This is a genomic window from Streptomyces sp. NBC_00377, from assembly GCF_036075115.1.
In the GTDB taxonomy this organism is placed as follows: Bacteria; Actinomycetota; Actinomycetes; order Streptomycetales; family Streptomycetaceae; genus Streptomyces.
In genome coordinates this window covers 3,589,019-3,603,531 of the sequence record NZ_CP107958.1, presented here as the reverse complement: position 1 = coordinate 3,603,531, position 14,513 = coordinate 3,589,019, and the positions used below count along the sequence as shown (strand labels likewise).

Annotated in this window: 11 protein-coding genes; 8 read left to right on the top strand and 3 right to left on the bottom strand. The window is 71.1% G+C overall.

Annotation, left to right across the window (positions count from 1 at the left end; translation table 11 throughout):
- Positions 1 to 204 precede the first annotated feature (204 nt).
- On the top strand, positions 205 to 1,188 hold the full coding sequence (locus OHS71_RS16115) for a glycosyltransferase family 2 protein (protein ID WP_328480082.1): 984 nt from the start codon (positions 205 to 207) through the stop codon (positions 1,186 to 1,188).
- Complete coding sequence (locus tag OHS71_RS16110; protein WP_328480081.1) at positions 1,185 to 2,525, top strand: polysialyltransferase family glycosyltransferase; 1,341 nt, start codon at positions 1,185 to 1,187, stop codon at positions 2,523 to 2,525. The genes OHS71_RS16115 and OHS71_RS16110 overlap by 4 nt, the downstream gene beginning before the upstream one ends.
- Positions 2,526 to 2,854: 329 nt before the next feature.
- Here the strand turns inward: OHS71_RS16110 and OHS71_RS16105 are convergent, their stop codons facing one another.
- From OHS71_RS16105 to OHS71_RS16095, 3 genes are all read right to left on the bottom strand, one after another.
- Positions 2,855 to 4,030 (bottom strand): acyltransferase family protein, encoded by a 1,176-nt coding sequence (locus OHS71_RS16105; protein WP_328480080.1) that lies wholly within the window; start codon positions 4,028 to 4,030, stop codon positions 2,855 to 2,857.
- 160 nt (positions 4,031 to 4,190) lie between these two features.
- A complete protein-coding gene (locus OHS71_RS16100; protein WP_328480079.1) occupies positions 4,191 to 5,567 on the bottom strand; it encodes a polysialyltransferase family glycosyltransferase in 1,377 nt (458 codons plus the stop codon).
- Positions 5,567 to 6,577: a glycosyltransferase family 2 protein gene (locus OHS71_RS16095; RefSeq protein WP_328480078.1), complete on the bottom strand. Its 1,011-nt coding sequence runs from the start codon at positions 6,575 to 6,577 to the stop codon at positions 5,567 to 5,569. The genes OHS71_RS16100 and OHS71_RS16095 overlap by 1 nt, the downstream gene beginning before the upstream one ends.
- A gap of 198 nt (positions 6,578 to 6,775) precedes the next feature.
- On the opposite strand from OHS71_RS16095, the gene OHS71_RS16090 reads away from it, so the two are divergent.
- From OHS71_RS16090 to OHS71_RS16065, 6 genes are all read left to right on the top strand, one after another.
- Positions 6,776 to 8,194, top strand: coding sequence for a DUF6716 putative glycosyltransferase (locus tag OHS71_RS16090; protein ID WP_328480077.1), 1,419 nt, complete (start codon positions 6,776 to 6,778; stop codon positions 8,192 to 8,194).
- A gap of 20 nt (positions 8,195 to 8,214) precedes the next feature.
- Entirely contained in the window at positions 8,215 to 9,432 is a 1,218-nt protein-coding gene (locus OHS71_RS16085) for an acylneuraminate cytidylyltransferase (protein WP_328480076.1), read from the top strand.
- 13 nt (positions 9,433 to 9,445) lie between these two features.
- A complete protein-coding gene (locus tag OHS71_RS16080; RefSeq protein WP_328480075.1) occupies positions 9,446 to 10,393 on the top strand; it encodes an N-acetylneuraminate synthase family protein in 948 nt (315 codons plus the stop codon).
- A 46-nt stretch (positions 10,394 to 10,439) separates the two neighbouring features.
- Complete coding sequence (locus OHS71_RS16075) at positions 10,440 to 11,531, top strand: hypothetical protein (RefSeq protein WP_328480074.1); 1,092 nt, start codon at positions 10,440 to 10,442, stop codon at positions 11,529 to 11,531.
- 344 nt (positions 11,532 to 11,875) lie between these two features.
- Entirely contained in the window at positions 11,876 to 13,150 is a 1,275-nt protein-coding gene (locus OHS71_RS16070) for an amidohydrolase (RefSeq protein WP_328484532.1), read from the top strand.
- A 289-nt stretch (positions 13,151 to 13,439) separates the two neighbouring features.
- On the top strand, positions 13,440 to 14,504 hold the full coding sequence (locus OHS71_RS16065; protein ID WP_328480073.1) for a BMP family lipoprotein: 1,065 nt from the start codon (positions 13,440 to 13,442) through the stop codon (positions 14,502 to 14,504).
- The last annotated feature ends 9 nt before the right edge of the window (positions 14,505 to 14,513 follow it).

The window sequence follows — 14,513 nt, the reverse complement described above, 5'->3', positions numbered from 1 at the left end:
AGCGCGAACGTAGCATCGAATTCAGCGAGAATGCGGGGCAGTGGAAAGGGTGGAGGACGGCTCACCATTTCTTCATCTGTGATTCTCCGATCGGATCCGGATGTCACTCCGAATTCACCTCGGTTTCGGCGACGGGACACGCGAATGCCGGGCCTATTTTCTTAGGATCACTCGACTTCCCGTCGAGAATCCAGGTGCGCACACGTGGCCAACACACCGACCCTGTCCGTCGTCGTCCCCTGCTACAACATCGAGTCCTACCTGCCCGAGACCGTCACCAGCCTGGTCAACAACGCGCGGGACGACTTCGAGTTCCTCTTCGTCGAGGACCGGTCCACCAAGGACAGGACCTACGAGGCGCTTGTCGCCCTGACGGAGCGGCTCGGGAACAGCAGGGTGATCCGGCACGAGCACAACGGCGGACTGGCCACCGCGCGCAACACCGGCCTCGACCTCGCGGAAGGCCGCTACCTCACCTTCCTCGACGGCGACGACTGGCTGGCGCCCGGCTATCTGGCGCGGCTGGTGGACGTCGCCGAGCGCTTCGACGTCGACTTCGTCCGCACCGACCACGTACAGGTCACGGGCGTCGAGCGGGCCGTCCACCGGGCGCCCGAGGGCCGACGCCACATCCCCCTCGACCCGCGCACCTCCATCCTCCCCGTCGACGACACCACGATGGTCGACTATCCGTACGCCTGGGCCGGCGTCTACCACCGCCGCCTCCTCGACCGGGGCATGCTCCGATTCCACGACGGGCTGCGCACCGCGGAGGACCGGCCGTGGATCTGGGACCTGCACCGCAGAGCGGACTCGTATGTCGTGGCGAGCCTGCACGGGGTCTTCTACCGCCGGGGCGTCGCCGGTTCGCTCACCCAGATCGGTGATGTGCGCCAGCTCGACTTCTTCCGCTCCTTCGAGCTAGTCCTCGCCGAACTCGCCGACGATCCCGAGGCCGGCCGGCTGCGCGGGAAGGCGCTGCGCAACTTCTGCGTCGTCATCGCCCACCAGCTGCTGGACCGGCGCCGGTTCGAGCGCAGTGTGGCCGCGAGGCTGAAGCGGCTGGCCGCCGAGGCGCTGGGCGCGATGAGCGAGGAGGAACTGAGCGAGGCCGTGGTCGGGATGGGCGAGGAACGCGTGCACGTGCTGCGCCGTGTCCGCGGCGGCATGAAGGGAGTCGCGGCATGATCCAGATCTTCTGCTCGGCCACCCAGTACGCGGCCGCGACCGTCACCGCCGCGATCCGCGCCGGGCAGTTCGGTCCGCGCGAGGGCGTGCGCCGCATCCTCGTCGTCAGCAACACCGGCGCCGCACCGGAGGTCGGCACCCCGCTGGACCGGATGCCCGGCTTCGACAGACTGCGCCCCGCGTTCGACCAGGTGTACTCCTGGAACGAGTTCATCTCCCCGCACCACCCGGCCGGCTGGGCGCCGCGGCCGCAGGACACCGGGCTGTGGGAGAAGGCCGTGCGCCTCGCGTGGAAGCTGGGCGACGAACCGGTCGAGATCGCCTGCGAGTCCATCCAGGCCAACCCCTCCCGGGCGATCGCGGACATCTTCGCGGACAGCCCGGTCCATGTGTACGCGGACGGCCTGATGAGCTACGGCCCCACCCGCAACCGCATCCCGCACGGCCTGAGCAGCCGCATCGTGCGCGTGCTCCACCTCGATCTGGTGCCCGGGCTGCGGCCGATGCTCCTGTCCGAGTACGGCGTCCGGCCCGAGGCGGTGCCCGGCGAGGCGATGGTCGACGTCCTCGCGCAGATCGGCGAGTCGGGGGCCGGCCTCCTCGCCGAACATCTCCCCGCCGACCGTCCGGCCACCGCCGTCCTCCTCGGCCAGTACCTCTCCGCGATCGGCCTGATCACCCAGGACGAGGAGGAGCGGCTGCACGTCCGCATGCTGCGGGCCGCTGCCCGCGCGGGGCACGGGGACGTGCTGTTCAAGCCGCACCCGAGTGCGCCCGCCGTCTACAGCGAGTCCCTGGAGGCGGCCGCGGGGGAACTCGGCGTCCGGCTCACCGTGCTGAACGAGCCGATCCTCGCCGAGACGGTCTTCGCCTTCCTGAAGCCGAAGCTCGTCATCGGCTGCTTCTCGACGGCGCTGATGACCGCCGCCGCGTTCTACGGCATCCCCGTCGCCCGCGTCGGCACCGAACTGCTCCTCGACCGCATCACACCGTACGAGAACAGCAACCGCGTCCCGCTCACGGTCATCGACGCGGCCCTGCCCGACGCGGAGCGCGCGGAACTCGGCGCCCCCGTCGAACTCGACGGAGCGGCCGAGCGGCTGACGCCCCTGATCCGGGCGGTGGGGTACTGCATGCAGTCCCGCAAGCACCACGCCCTGCGCGAGGAGACCGCCGCCTGGCTCGCCGCCAACCCGACGGCCCACCAGCGCTACTTCAAGCGCCGCCGTCTCACCGGCCTCCGCCTCCCGGGCGGCGCCCCGCTCCGAGCGGAGGCACTTCGCCGCAACCCGACGGTACGCAGAGCGGTACGACACCTACGCCGGACAACGCGTTGACGACCACCCCCGACAGCGCGCAGCGCCGTTGAGGGGCGCGGGGAACTGCGCGACGGTCCGTGACGGGCGTGGCGGACGGCAGTGGGTGGCGGGGAACGCCGTGCCGCTCAGGGGCGCGGGGAACTGCGCGACCGGCCGCGACGGCGGGGCAGACGGCCGTGAGTGGCGGGCCGCGATCGGTGTGGCAGACAGCCGCTGGTGGCGGGCCGCGCCGCTCAGGGGGCGCGGGGAACTGCGCGACCGGCCGCGACGGCGCGGCAGAATGCGGACGGCGTTGCACAGACGAGCGGGGGCGCGCAGCGCCGCTCAAACGCATCGGCGGCCCCCCCTCAAGCCCCCCGAGCGGCAAGCGCCCTCTTCAGCCGTGGCCCGAACCGCCTCTCCACGAACCGGTGGAGAAGCCAGGCGATCCCGAGCATGGACAGCACCGTCGTGCCGAACGTCGCCCACGGATCCAGCCCGAGCCCGCGGTACAGCACCCGGATGAAGAACCAGCCCAGGTGCTCGTGGATCAGGTAGAAGGGGTACGTCAGGGCCCCGGCCACCGTCAGCCAGCGCCAGTTCGCCCGGGTCGTCCAGCCCAGCGCCACCGCGGCGACGGCGACGAAGGCGACGAGCACGATCAGCTGGATCACGTACGGGCTGCGGTGGAAGGCGCCCTGGGGTCCGGGATGCCACAGGGCGGTGACCGAGTAGCGCTGGCCGAGCAGGAAGCTGAAGACGACGATGCCCCACGGCAGCAGGCTGTTGCCGAAGCGGTGGATCAGGTAGAGGGCGAGACCGCCGATGAAGTAGGGGGCGTGGTCGCGCATCACCAGTTCGTCGGTCAGCGGGTTGTCGGCGACCCGGGCGAAGACGCCGGCCAGCGTCCACAGGCAGCAGAACACCACCACCCGGCGGTAGGTGACGCCCCGCCGGACGACGAACAGCGCGAACAGGGCGTAGAACCGCACCTCCACCCAGAGCGTCCAGTCCACCCCCAGCACCCGGGGCACACCCATCGGCTGCTGGAGCATGGTGAGGTTGGTGAGGATCTCGTCCGAACGGAGCGGCGCGGCCACCACCGGCAGGACGAGGCCGGCCGCGGTGACCAGGACGATCGCCGCCCAGTACGCCGGGTAGAGACGGGCGACCCGGGAGCGGAAGAAGTCGCCGATGCTCCGGCCCCAGCTGCTCATGCAGATCACGAAGCCGCTGATCAGGAAGAAGAACTGCACGCCCAGGCTGCCGTAGGTCGCTGCCTGCGACAGCGTGGGGAACTTCGCGGCGGGGGACTGGTGCCAGGACTGTGCGACCTCGCCGTTCTTGCCGGCGTAGTGGTAGAAGCAGACCATCAGGGCCGCCAGCAGCCGCAGCCCGTCCAGGGCGCGCAGCCGGCTCTCCGTCCGGGGCCGCACCGGAGCCCGGTCGGGGACGAGAAGGTCCAGCCGGAGTGCCGGTGCCGCCGGTGTCGCCGGTGCCGGTATCGGGGCGGGCACCGCCGCCGCCTGGTCAGCCGCGCTCATCCTGAGGACCTTCCGTGGGAGTCATGAGGGGTGTTCCGTCCTGCGGGAGCGTCGTCGCGCCGGGCACGACGGGACGCTGGGCAGCTGCGACGTGTGCGGGGTGAGTGACGGCCGGCCCAGGGGCGGCGTGGGCGTGACGATCGGGTGAGCCACGGCACCGTCATGTCCCGCTTCCGGCCGCACCGCGCCTGCGCTTCAGTGCTCGCGCCCTCCGTGCGAGGCGGCGGACGGTCGCGTTGCGAGGGATGAAGGCGAGCTGGTTCGGCACGGCACCGGGGAGGGCCAGCGCGGCCAGCCGACGGCGCTTGAAGTAACGCCAGGTGTGCGGGTCGAGGCGGGTGGAGAGGTAGCGCTCCGCCTCACCCAGCAGTTCCGGGTGGATCTTCGGCTGCATCGCGTAGCCGACGGCCCGCAGGAGCGCGGACAGTTCCTCCACCCGCTCCGGCGACGGCATGGCCCAGGTCTCCACCGCCGCCCTGTCCGCCAGGTCGGGCAGCAGCGCGTCGACGATGGTGAGCGGCACCCGGTTGCTGTTCTGGTAGGGCGTGAGTCTGGCCAGCACGGTGCCGGTGCCGACCCGGGCGACCGGGAGGCCGTAGAGACCGGCGGCGGTGAGCAGCGCGGTGGAGAAACAGCCGACGACGAGGGCGGGCCGCAGCCGCTGGTAGGCCACCTCGGCGAGGACGGGCCGGTCCAGGAGGGTGAGTTCGGCGCCCAGCTTCGCCGCCTCGTCCTCCAGCAGCCGGGACCAGCGGGCCGGCGCCACTGGGTGCGGCTTGAAGACCAGCCGGTGGTGCCCGAGCGCAACGGCGCCGCGCACCATGTCCACATGCAGCGCCTCCTCCTCGGCGTCGCCGATGATGCCGAGCGCGGAGAGGTACTGCCCGAGCAGCAGGGCCGGCCGGTCCCCGGTGGAAGGCAACTCGTCCTCTTCCGCGACGAGTTCGCTCAGCACCTTCAGGAACGCCTCGGACGGCACCAGCACCGGTGGCACGCCGAACTCGGTGAGCAGCAAGGGCGTGAGGCCCGGCACCAGGTCCAGGTGCAGCAGCCGGTCGACACGGGTGCCGACGAGCGGATCGATCTTGTCGCGCGTCGGGCCGTAGCTCATGAGCCCGTCGGCGTAGGCGTCGACGGGCGCTCCGGTGAACAGCTGGCACAGCGCCAGCGCCGGGTTCACCTGGATGGACTCCACCGCCAGGTGGACCTCGTCGTCGCCGAGGTTCCACAGCAGCCGTACGTACCGCTCCCACAGGGGGATGTCGTCCCCGCGCGGACCCCAGGCGCCGGGGTGGAAGGGGGAGATGGTCGTGTTCCAGGACAGCACCTCGTCGAAGCGCTCACGGATCCGGGCGAAGCCCGGCATGGCGTCGACGGACGGTGTGGTCTCCGGGTTGACGGCGTTGTTGGTGACCAGTAGCAGTCGACGGTCGGTCGGTTCGAAGAGCCCGGCGTCGAGGGCGGCGGCCAGGGTCGCGGCGCCGTACAGGGTCGAGACGCAGAAGATCCGGGTGGTGCGTCGGGTCGTGCGAGGCATCAGAGGGCCGCCGTCCGCGACGCGGCCCCGTGCGCAGCCGTCGTCCGCGCCGCCACCGGCCTGCGCCGCGCCCGGCGCAGCACACCCGCCCGCTGCACGTCCATCGAGTCCATGACTTCCGAGAGGACGTCCTGAGGCATCCGCTTCAGTGCGGCGGCGCACAGCGAGCGCAGTTTCCGGGCCACGGCGGGTTCGAACCTCTCGATCGAGCCGAGGTGATGGGTCATGATCGCGCAGTAGGTGCGCACCGCTTTGGGCAGCAGCCTGGCGCCCTCGGCGTCACCGGCGGTCTCCTCGATCACCTGGTCGAAGGCGCGGACGAAGTCCAGTTGCCGTACGTCGCCGATCTGGGTGAGCGAAGAGGCCACCCCGCGCCGGTAGTGGACGCCCAGCAGCCCCACCACGGCGAAGGTGTCCGCCTCCCGGTGGAGTTTCCAGATCCACGGCCGGTCCTCGGCGGTGCGCAGCCCGTCGGTGAAGTGCAGCAGTCCGCGGTCGACCAGGCGGCGGTGGTAGACGCCGGCCCAGGCGTAGGCGTAGTCGACCGAAGTGGACCGGTCGGCGGGCAGGATCGCCTCCCGCGGGTTCATCACCGTCCCGCGCCGGCCGTGCGGAACCCGGTGAATGCTCCGCGCCCGGCCGGTGCACTGCACATGGTCGGTGCGGACGAAGTCGCAATCCAACTCCTCCGCGGCGTCGAGTAGTTGGGGGAGATATCCGGGGGCGATCCAGTCATCGCCGTCCAGGAAAGTCAGATAATCGCCACGCGCTGTGTCGATTCCGGTATTTCTCGCGGTCGCCAGCCCTCCGTTCTTTTCGTGTCTGACCAGCACCGCGCCCGGCAGATCACGCTCGGCACGGGCGAGGAGCTCCGGGGTCGCGTCGGTCGAACAGTCGTCGACCAGCACGAACTCGAAGTCCTCGCGCGTGTTCGCGCGCAGGCTCGCCAGGGTGTCGGGCGCGTATTGCTGCACGTTGAAGAACGGGACGATCACGGAAAGCTTGGGCACCCGCGAAACCCTAGAAGGGCGCCCGGCAGCAGAAATTTCCGGTGCGGATACGGGGGATGAACTCGGTGTGTCGGAATGGTGCACCCCCTGCACAATTCTCGAATTCCCGGGCCGGTTCGGCGTTCGGTGGCCCGTTGTTAACTTTTTGTTGAGGGGTGATTGGGCAAAGGCTGACTTTTGCTTTCTAGCGTCTTGGCCGTGCCAGCAAGTACTGCCAGCCCCCCACGCATCGCCGTCCTCGCCGACTCCGACACCCGCTGGAAGTGGGGTGCGCTGACCGCGACGCGGATCGCGCCCTCCGGGGAAGCCGGACCCGGGAGCGGGCCGCGAGCCGCCCCCGTCCTGGACGGATTCCTGCTGCGCGGCCGGGCCACGCCCACCCCCCGCCAGCTGGCCGAGGTCGGCGTGCATGCCGACTCACTGCGCGAGGTCACCGCACCCGAGTTCCTGCGCGCCATGGCACGGACCCCGTACGACGTGCTCGTCCTCGCGCTGGTGGGCGGCGGCGTCCAGGCCGTCCTGCACGGCCTGAAGCGGATCTGGGAGGGACGGGGCGACCGTCCCGTCGTCGTCACCGGCTATGTCGGCGTCGTCTACGAGAAGCTCGCCGACGGCCTGCTGCTGCGGCACGGCGCTGACCTCGTCCTCGCCAACTCCCGCCAGGACGCGGAGCGTTTCCGCGCCGTGTACGAAGGGGTCGGCGCCGACGCCTCGTCGGTGACGGAAGTGGCCCTGCCGTTCCTCGGCGGCGCCCCGTACGCGGGTGAGGACGAGTCCTCGGGGGTGCGGGGCCGCGGGCCCCGCACCGTCGTGTTCGCCGCGCAGCCCTCCGTCCCGGAGAACCGCAGGGACCGCGCGTACCTGCTCGACCGGCTGGTGCGGCACGCGCGTCTGCACCCCGGGCGCGAAGTCCTGCTGAAGCTCCGCTCCAAGCCGGGTGAGCACACCACCCACATCGAGGAACTGCCCTACCAGAAGCTGGCCCAGAAACTCGATCCGCCTCCCAACTTCCGCCTGGTGTACGGGAACATGGGCGAAGTCCTCGACCGCACGGACCTCATGGTGACGGTCAGTTCGACGGCCGCCCTGGAGTCCCTGCACCGCCGGATCCCCACGGCCGTCCTCACCGACCTCGGGGTGCGCGAGGCACTCGGCAACCACCACTTCATCGGCTCCGGCTGCCTCGCCTCGTGGGACCAGCTGGACGCCGGTCACCACCCCGTCCCCGACCAGGGGTGGGTGGCCCGGCAGGGCGTCGCGGCCGGGGGTCCCCCCACCGGGGCAGGCTCGTACGCGACGGCCTTCGACGCGGCGCGCGAGCGGATCACCGAACTGCTCGGCCTCCCCCACTCCCGACTCCGCTCGAGCGGCGGGACCCCCCTCGCCGCCCTGCCGCCCCTCGCCCCCTACTACACCCTCGCGACCGCGCCCGGCTATCTGCCCGGCATCCTCGCCCGTCACCATCTCGGCCCCGACGGCAGCCCGCTGCCCGGCGAACCGGCCGCCGACAAGGAGCCGGGGCCGGTCCGGCAGATCGTGCGCCGGGCGGCACGCGGCGCCTACCGCCACGGGGTGCAGCGCGTGGCCCCGGTCATCCGGCGGATGGGGGAGCTGTGACCCTCCAAGGAGAGAAACCCATGACCGACTCACCGGCCGCGGTACGCCGAGTACTCGCGGTGATCCCCGCGCGCGGCGGTTCCAAGGGCGTCCCCGCGAAGAACCTCGCGCCGGTGGGCGGCGTACCGCTCGTCGCCCGCGCGGTCCGCGAGTGCCGGGCCGCCCGGCTCGTCACCGACGTCGTCGTCTCCACCGACGACCATGCCATCGCGGCGGCGGCCCGCGAGGCGGGCGCCGAGGTGGTGCTGCGCCCGGCCGCCATCGCCGGCGACACCGCCACCTCCGAGGCCGCGGTCCTGCACGCCCTGGACGCCCACGAGACGCTGCACGGCGCCCCGGTGGACGTCGTCCTGCTCGTCCAGTGCACCAGCCCCTTCCTCGTCCGCGAGGAGGTGGACGGAGTCGCCCGCGCCGTCGCCGAACAGGGCGCCGACACGGCCGTCACGGTCGCCGCCTTCCACGGCTTCGTCTGGCGCCGCTCGGACGAGGCCGGCGAGGGCGGCTTCGGCGTCAACCACGACACGTCCCACCGTCCGCGCCGGCAGGACCGGCCGCAGGACTTCCTGGAGACCGGCGCCGCCTACGCGATGGACGCGGCCGGCTTCCGCAGGCACCGGCACCGCTTCTTCGGCCGCACGGAACTCGTCCGGACCGACCCCGCCCGGGTCCTGGAGATCGACGACCCGCACGACCTGACGCGGGCGAGAGCGCTGGCTCCCGTCCTCGACGCCGGCCTCCCCGGCACCCTCCCCACCGCCGGCGACATCGACGCCGTCGTCCTGGACTTCGACGGCACCCAGACCGACGACCGGGTGCTCATCGACTCCGACGGGCGCGAGTTCGTCTCCGTCCACCGCGGCGACGGCCTCGGCATCGCCGCCCTGCGCAGGTCGGGCCTGCGGATGCTGATCCTGTCGACCGAACGGAACCCCGTCGTCGCCGCCCGCGCCCGCAAGCTACGGCTGCCGGTCCTGCACGGCATCGACCGCAAGGACCTCGCGCTCAAGCAGTGGTGCGAGGAACAGGGCATCGCGCCGGAGCGCGTGCTCTACGTCGGCAACGACGTCAACGACCTCCCCTGCTTCGCCCTCGTCGGCTGGCCCGTGGCGGTCGCGAGCGCCCACGACGTCGTACGCGGCGCCGCCCGCGCGGTCACCACCGTTCCCGGTGGCGACGGCGCGATCCGGGAGATCGCCGGCTGGATCCTCGGCCCCTCCCTCGACACCCTCACCCAGTAAGGAACGTTCCGTCATGAGCACCAGCACCGGCACCTCCCGTCTGCGCCTCCTCGGTTCGCGCCCCGTCGGCCCCGGCCACCCCGTCTACGTCACCGGCGAGATCGGCATCAACCACAACGGCGACCTCGACAACGCCCTCCGGCTGATCGACGCCGCCGCCGACGCCGGCTGCGACGCCGTCAAGTTCCAGAAGCGCACGCCCGAGATCTGCACCCCGCGCGACCAGTGGGACATCGAGCGCGACACCCCCTGGGGCCGGATGACGTACATCGACTACCGCCACCGCGTCGAGTTCGGCGAGGACGAGTACCGGCAGATCGACGCCTACTGCAAGGAGAAGGGCATCGCCTGGTTCGCGTCCCCGTGGGACACCGAGGCGGTCGCCTTCCTGGAGAAGTTCGACGTCCCCGCGCACAAGGTGGCGTCCGCCTCCCTCACCGACGACGAACTGCTGCGCGCCCTGCGCGTCACCGGCAGGACGGTCATCCTCTCCACCGGCATGTCCACCCCGAAGCAGATCCGCCACGCGGTCGAGGTCCTCGGCTCGGCCAACATCCTGCTCTGCCACGCCACCTCCACCTACCCGGCGAAGGCCGAGGAGCTCAACCTGCGCGTCATCAACACGCTGGAGCTGGAGTACCCCAACGTCCCGATCGGCTACTCCGGCCACGAGACGGGCCTGCAGACCTCCCTCGCCGCGGTCGCCCTCGGCGCGGTCTTCGTCGAGCGGCACATCACCCTCGACCGCGCGATGTGGGGCTCCGACCAGGCGGCCTCCGTGGAGCCGGGCGGCCTGCACCGCCTCGTCCGCGACATCCGCACCATCGAGGCCTCCCTCGGCGACGGCGTCAAGAAGGTCTACGACTCCGAGCTCGGCCCCATGAAGAAGCTGCGCCGCGTGCCGGGCGCCGTCGCGGCTGCGGAGATCGCGGCGGCGGCGGGCGAACCGGTCGCGGTGTGACCTGAGCACCACCTCTCCGAGTGCCTCACAGGATGGTCGTCCGACGATGAGCCCCCGCGCCGGGAAGAACACCGGCCCCACCCCCCACACCCTCGCCTTCGTCGAGAGTCCGGTGCAGCTCCTGAACGTCCTGGAGTGGGCGTACGCCCGGGAACTCCACCCGGGGGAGGAGCCCGGCGCGGGGCTGACCCTCGTCGTCCTGTCCCCGACCGATCCGATGACCCGCGGCCAGCTGCGGCGGATGGCCGAGCTGGCCCGCCGGGAAGGGCACACGGTCCGCTGGGAGGAGGCCCGCGCGGGCGCCACGGCGCCCTTCCGGACGATCGGCGGCCTCACCGGGCTGCTGCGGCGCGCGGAACGGATGGTGATGGGCGATCCGTTCTCCCGCTACGTCCAGCTGCTGCTGACCATCACCAGGGCGAGCGAGCTGGTCGTGGTGGACGACGGGACCGCGACGATGGAGTTCGTGGGCCAGCTGGCCCACGGCGAACGCCTCGTGCGCTGGCACCGCAAGGGCGGCCGCTCCGGCCCCCGGGACATGATCTTCGCCCCGGTCTCCTCCGCGGCCTGCCGCCGCCTCGCCCCGAGCGAGGACCGCCGGGTGGAGATCTTCTCCTCGATGCCCATGACACAGATCCCCGACGGCATCTCGCTCACGTCGAACGACTTCGCCTGGACCCGGGAGCGCTTCGGTCCGCCGCGTGTGACGAAGAGCGCGGACCTGGTGGGCACCTCGCTGGTGGAGACGGGCGTCGTGGACCCCGACCGCTATCTGGAGGCCGTGCGGGCGCTGGCCGGGGCCCACGGCGCGACCCGCTACTTCGCCCACCGCAGGGAGAGTGCCGAGAAGCTCCACCGGCTGGCCGTCGAGACAGGGCTCCAGGTGGTCCGCCCGGACCTCCCGCTGGAACTGATCGCCCGCCGGGGGCCCATCGGCCGGACGGTCCTGAGCTTCCCCTCCACGGTCGTGCACACCCTGCCGCTCGCCCTGTCCGGCACGGACGTCCGCGTCGCGGTCTGCGACATCGATCCGGCCTGGCTGACGGAACACGCCTCGCCGAGGGCCCAGGGGTTCCTGTCCGGGGTGACGGGCACGGCCAGGGACGTGCACCGGCTCGCGACGGTGAACGCGCTCTGACCGTCCTTCCGACGGCCGAACCCCGGAAAGTCGCTCTCCGTCATCGAGCCGTGCCCACCGGGCACCACGCCGTCACGCGAAGTGGCGGAACCGCTGCGCTCGGGTGATGATCCCGGAACCGGTCCCGCCACGTGGACAGACAGGGCGTGCCTGGAGCGGTCCGTGGTATCCGTGAAAGGAAGGAAGAAGTGTGGGCGTCGGCCGAAAAAGCCGCTGAGTTTACCCACCACCCACAGCAGCCATGCGCCGCGCGGCCAACTTTTCTTCGCCTAACGGGTTGAACTTTTGTTGATCGGGTCAGTTGACCGCCCCGGCGTCCTACCCTTCAGAGGGTGAAGCAACTGATGTCCCGAGAGTCCGAGGCCGATCCGTCAGGGGAAGACGTGCTCCCCGGTGCACTTCCCGGCGCCCTTCCCGGCACCTTGCCGGAGGCGCTGCGCGCAGAGCTCGTGGCCTTCCGCCGCGACATGCACATGCACCCTGAGCTCGGCAACCAGGAGTTCCGTACGACGGCCGCGATCAAGGCCCGCCTCGAGCAGGCGGGCCTCGAGCCGCGCGTACTGGCCGTCGGGACCGGCCTCATCTGTGACATCGGCACGGTGGGCGGCGGGGGCGCCGCGGGCGCGGGAGCCGACGGCGTTCCCGTCCTCGCCCTGCGCGCCGACATCGACGCGCTGCCCATCCCGGACACCAAGACCGAGAGTGCGTACCGCTCGACGGTGCCGGACCGCGCGCACGCCTGCGGGCACGACGTGCACACCACCGTCGTCCTCGGCGCCGGGCTCGTCCTCGCCGAGCTGCACCGGCAGGGCAGGCTCCCGCGGCCCGTACGACTGATCTTCCAGCCCGCCGAGGAGGTGCTGCCCGGCGGCGCCGCCGACGCCATCGAGGACGGCGCGCTGGACGGCGTCGGCCGGATCATCGCCGTGCACTGCGACCCGCGCGTCGACGCGGGCCGGATCGGCCTGCGCGAGGGCGCCATCACCTCCGCCTGCGACCGGCTGGAGATCGCCCTGGACGGGCCCGGCGGCCACACCGCCCGCCCGCACCTGACCACCGACCTCGTCACGGCCGCCGCCCGGGTCGTCACCGACGTGCCCGCGCTGGTCGGCCGGCGTGTCGACACCCGCGCCGGGCTCGCGGTCACCTGGGGCCGGATCGAGAGCGGCCACGCGCCGAACGTGATCCCGCAGCACGCCGAGCTCTCCGGGACCGTCCGCTGCCTGGACATCGAGGCGTGGCGGCAGGCCCCCGACATCGTCGTCGCGGCGATCGACGAGGTCGCCAACCTGCACCGGGCCAAGTCCGAGATCACCTACGTCCGTGGCGTCCCGCCCGTCGTCAACGACGCGGACGTCACCGGGCTGCTGCGGGACGCCATGGTCGCCCGGTGCGGCGAGGCGGGCGTGGAGGGCACCGAACAGAGCCTGGGCGGCGAGGACTTCTCCTGGTACCTCGAGCGGGTGCCCGGCGCGATGGCCCGCCTCGGGGTCCGCACCCCCGGCGAGCGCACCGTGCGCGATCTGCACCAGGGCGACTTCGACGCGGACGAGTCGGCGATCACCGTCGGTGTCGAGCTGTTCACCGCGGCGGCCCTGCTGGACGCGGCCGAAAGGTGAGCGGACGGTGACGGAACGGCTCCTACGAGGGCCGTTCCGTCGTCCGGCGCAACGCTGTTGTAAGCCATTCGTCCCCGGTTCGAAATCATTGGCACGAGGCGGCAAGGGACCGAGTTCAGACGGTGTTTGCCTCGAATCGATAACGGCGTCGTGAGGGGTGTTTTTCTGACATCTACGCGCGTTACGATGCCGCGAAGCCGACGCCGACAGGGCGTCCAGGCTCGAGCACTGGCATGGTGCTCACATCAAGCGCCGACTAGGCGCTCAGGTCAGGTGAAGGAGCCTTCCCGTGCGCCGGGTAGCCAAGCTTTCCGCTGCGTGTATCGCAACCGCAGCTCTCGCAATGACTGCCACTGCATGTGGCAGCACCTCCTCCGACAGTGACAGCAACAGCTCGTCCTCCGCCTCGGCGGGCAGTGGCTCGGGTGTCAAGATCGGTCTCGCCTTCGACGTCGGCGGCCGTGGTGACCGTTCGTTCAACGACTCCGCCGCCCGTGGCGCCGACAAGGCCAAGAGCGAGTTCGGCGGCTCGATCAAGGAGCTGACCGCCAAGACCTCCGACACCGAGGCCGACCGCGAGCAGCGCCTGACCGACCTGGCGGACGCCGGCTACAACCCCATCGTCGGCGTCGGCTTCTCCTACGCCGCCTCGATGACCAAGGTCGCCGCCAAGTACCCGAAGGTCAACTTCGGCATCGTCGACTCGGTGGTGGACGCGAAGAACGTCGACAGCATCACCTTCACCGAGGAGCAGGGCTCCTACCTGGCCGGTGTCGCCGCCGCGCTGAAGACCAAGAAGAACCACGTCGGCTTCATCGGTGGTGTCGACGTCCCGCTGATCAAGAAGTTCGAGGCGGGTTACGTCCAGGGCGTCCACGACACGAACGCCAAGATCAAGGTCGACACGCAGTACCTGAGCCACGGCTCGGACTTCTCCGGTTTCGCCAGCCCCGACAAGGGCAAGGCGGCCGCGTCGGGCATGCTGGACAACGGCGCCGACGTGATCTACTCGGCGGCAGGCTCCTCCGGCAACGGCGCGATCGAGGCCGTCAACGGCGTCAAGGGCGCCTGGGCCATCGGCGTGGACTCCGACCAGTACAACATCCCGGGTCTGGCCAAGTACAAGAGCTCGATCCTGACCTCGATGGTCAAGAACGTCGACGTCGGTGTCTACGACTTCATCAAGTCCGTGCACGACGGCAAGCCGCTGACGGGCACCAACAACTACTCGCTCGCCAAGAACGGTGTCTCGCTGGCCACCAGCGGTGGCTTCATCGACGACATCAAGGCGCAGCTGGACGCGGCCAAGCAGAAGATCGTCGACGGCTCCATCACGGTCAAGACCACCCCGTGACCTGACGGT

Bases quoted from the DNA above. Each gene is read 5' to 3' on its own strand.
- OHS71_RS16080 (WP_328480075.1), top strand. From the start codon at position 9,446: ATGAGCACCAGCACCGGCACCTCCCGTCTGCGCCTCCTCGGTTCGCGC.
- OHS71_RS16085 (WP_328480076.1), top strand. From the start codon at position 8,215: ATGACCGACTCACCGGCCGCGGTACGCCGAGTACTCGCGGTGATCCCC.
- OHS71_RS16070 (WP_328484532.1), top strand. From the start codon at position 11,876: ATGTCCCGAGAGTCCGAGGCCGATCCGTCAGGGGAAGACGTGCTCCCC.
- OHS71_RS16105 (WP_328480080.1), bottom strand. From the start codon at position 4,030: ATGAGCGCGGCTGACCAGGCGGCGGCGGTGCCCGCCCCGATACCGGCA.
- OHS71_RS16100 (WP_328480079.1), bottom strand. From the start codon at position 5,567: ATGCCTCGCACGACCCGACGCACCACCCGGATCTTCTGCGTCTCGACC.
- OHS71_RS16110 (WP_328480081.1), top strand. From the start codon at position 1,185: ATGATCCAGATCTTCTGCTCGGCCACCCAGTACGCGGCCGCGACCGTC.
- OHS71_RS16075 (WP_328480074.1), top strand. From the start codon at position 10,440: ATGAGCCCCCGCGCCGGGAAGAACACCGGCCCCACCCCCCACACCCTC.